Annotated in this window: 4 protein-coding genes; 1 reads left to right on the plus strand and 3 read right to left on the minus strand. The window is 60.0% G+C overall.

Annotated features, from left to right (window positions below; all coding sequences use genetic code 11):
- Positions 1–437 (plus strand): SPOR domain-containing protein (locus WBQ77_RS08405; protein ID WP_424059763.1); only part of this gene is annotated, 437 nt, incomplete at its 5' end.
- Between the two features lie 102 nt (positions 438–539).
- Here WBQ77_RS08405 and WBQ77_RS08410 read toward each other — a convergent pair.
- The 3 genes from WBQ77_RS08410 to WBQ77_RS08420 form a co-directional block, all read right to left on the minus strand.
- Complete coding sequence (locus WBQ77_RS08410; protein ID WP_424059769.1) at positions 540–941, minus strand: ABC transporter substrate-binding protein; 402 nt, start codon at positions 939–941, stop codon at positions 540–542.
- A 21-nt stretch (positions 942–962) separates the two neighbouring features.
- Positions 963–1,121, minus strand: a complete 159-nt coding sequence (locus WBQ77_RS08415; RefSeq protein ID WP_424059765.1) for a hypothetical protein — start codon at positions 1,119–1,121, stop codon at positions 963–965.
- A gap of 24 nt (positions 1,122–1,145) precedes the next feature.
- Positions 1,146–1,629 (minus strand): ABC transporter substrate-binding protein (locus WBQ77_RS08420; RefSeq protein ID WP_424059767.1); only part of this gene is annotated, 484 nt, incomplete at its 5' end.

The following is a 1,629-nucleotide window of genomic DNA, read 5'->3' on the forward strand; positions in this document are numbered from 1 at the left end:
AGCCTGAGCTCGCGCCAGCAGTTGCCGAGGCCCCAAAGCCAACGCCAGAACCCGCAGCTGTGCCCGCGCCGCCGCCCCCGGCAGCAGTCGCCGCTCCTGAGACCGAGACGGAAGTGGTTCAGGAAGAGGTTGCAATTGCGGCCATAGATCCGGTCACCCTGCCTCCTGCGGCCAATGACGGCTCTACGCGCTACGGCATCGAGATCGGTAGCGTGGGTAAACGTGACGAGTTGCGGCCGCTCTGGCGCGAATATCTGACGAAGCATGCTGCTCTGGTCGCCGGTCTGCAACCAAGGCGCGTTCGAGCGCCGGACAATCGATGGCGCCTGATCGCCGGGCCGTTCGCCAACGCTCAGGATGCCGAGGGCGCCTGTTCCCTGTTTAAGCGCGCGGAGCGACCTTGCGCGGCGACGGTCTACGCTGGTGATGCACTCTAGGAGTCAAACCGCTCAGGATTGATCGGTTCGCGCATTGCAGGCCTGTTGAAGCAATTAGATTTGTTAGGGGGCTGGTTTTGGTATCACGGGCTCCCGCTCGGCTCAGCCGCTGGGCGCTGTGAGATCGTAGTCGCCATCGATAATCTGCGTGAGCAGAAGCGACTTTTCGATGTTCCTATCCTGCCCATCGAACTTGATGGGTCCTAAAAAGGTCTGAAGGTCCGTGGCGGAAATAGCATCGCGCACCTTTTCGGGCTCAAGACTTTGGGCCCGCGCGAAAGCATCGGCAAAGACGTAAACGGCGGCCGCCGCATGGGCCGAGACAGACGACGGCTCGTATCCGTAGGCCTTCTCGAACAGGCGCGCAAAATTCTCTCCGGTCCCGAGCAGCACACCCCAATGCTGCGCCGCCCGATCCCATTGCACCGCACAGAAGACGAAGGCAGACGGCTCGGGGCTTTCCTGAGCAAGGCGCGCCGTTTGGCAATGGGTGACTGCAACCATCGGCACGCCGACGCTGGACTCCTAGATTTGGCTCATCGCCGATATCGCAGTGCTCTCATGGCCGGAGACCAAAAACAGATCCGGCTTGAGGGCCTTGATCTTTTCGAGCGTCACGGACATGTCGGCGAAATTCTCGGGCAATTGATCGTCGATAACGCATGTGGTTCCAAGACGCCGCACATCAGACAGCACACCGGCACGGACCTACTGGGACAACGCGTCATCTTGAGTGGCGATTGCGATCCGCAGATCGTTCGCCGCTTTGCCAAATCCTTCGCTGATGGCTGCGGCGAATTCGCGCGCCGGCATGAAGTATTGATCAGGCGTGGCCGCGACGGCGAAAGCATAACCGTTGCGCCGGTTATCCTGCTTCTGCGCAATCGAGTGCGCATCAACCATTGGTACACGATTGCGCTTGACGGTCGCGAGAACCGCACGATTCTGGACTGAGTGATACGGTCCAAGAATGAATTTCACACCATCTTCGTAAATCAGCCGGCCAATCAGCTCTTGGGCCTTCAACGGGTGGGAGTTGTCGCCGTAATAGCACGCCGTAAGGCGATATCGCTTTCCGTCGACATCGAAGCCACCCCGTTCGTTGATCCGGCGAATAGCCAGTTCGTATCGGTTGTGCGTGTCGGTGCCGCTGCGCTTGTGAGCGCCTGTCAATGGCACTGTCGTCCCTAGA

The sequence above is a fragment of the Methyloceanibacter sp. genome (assembly GCF_049590335.1).
Classification (GTDB): Bacteria; Pseudomonadota; Alphaproteobacteria; order Rhizobiales; family Methyloligellaceae; genus Methyloceanibacter.

Bases quoted from the DNA above. Each gene is read 5' to 3' on its own strand.
- WBQ77_RS08410 (WP_424059769.1), bottom strand. From the start codon at position 941: ATGGTTGCAGTCACCCATTGCCAAACGGCGCGCCTTGCTCAGGAAAGC.